General features: G+C 66.6%; 1 pseudogene. It reads left to right on the top strand.

The window, feature by feature from the left end:
* A pseudogene (locus tag PGX04_RS27295) lies at positions 1–914 on the top strand (class I SAM-dependent DNA methyltransferase); the annotation flags it as partial.

The raw sequence follows: 914 nt of genomic DNA, 5'->3' as shown, positions 1-914 counted from the left end.
GCGACGCCGAGACTCCGTGCTCCCGGATCCGCGCCGCCCTGCGCGAGTCGTCGGTCGAGTGGGCCGTGCTCACGAACGGCCGGCGGTGGCGACTCTACACCGGGCGGACGGGCCATCGTCTGGACGCGTACTACGAGATCGATCTGCCGACCATGCTCGGGACGGGGGACCTCGAGGCGTTCAAATACTTCTACCTGTTTTTCCGCCGGGACGCCTTCCGCGACGACGCCGAGGGAGACTGCCTTCTCGACGACCACTACGACCGGTCCGCCGAGTTTACTCGTGAGATGGGGGCGACGCTCGAGGAGAACGCCACCGACGCGCTCGAGAGCCTCGCGCGCGGGTTTCGCCGATATCCCGGAAACGATCTCGACGACCTCAGCACGGATGATCTCGACGTACTCTACGACGCCTCGCTCGTGGTACTCGTTCGACTCCTGATCGCGTTCGCCGCGGAGCGTCGAGGTCGCCGGTCCACCGAACCGAGCGGCGAACGCCGAGATGGAGAGAGCGATACCGGACCTGCTGAGCCGGCGACCCTCCGATCGATCGCTCGCTCCATCGCAGCCGAATTCGACGGTTCGAACCCATCTTACAGCGACCGGGCGGTCGATCTCTGGTCACGACTCGAGGAAGTCGGTTCGCCGATCGGCCGAAGAAGTCGGTCCGACGAACTCCCCTCAGTCCCGATCGCCAACGGGCGACCGTTTCGGACCGACCCTGCGGGAGATGACAGCCCAGTCGCTCGATTTCTCGAGACACACCGCGTCGGCGACGCGTCGCTGGCGACGGCTATCGACCTGCTGGCTCGACGGCGGGCCGACGGCGGCGGCAGCAAACCGTTCATCGACTACTCGCCGCTCGACGGTCGCCGCCTCGGCGAGATCTACGAGGGACTGCTCGAGTACCGGCTC

The sequence above is a fragment of the Natrinema soli genome, from assembly GCF_028618695.1.
Note: the sequence above shows the minus strand (reverse complement) of the source record. Positions and strands in the feature narration are given on the sequence as shown.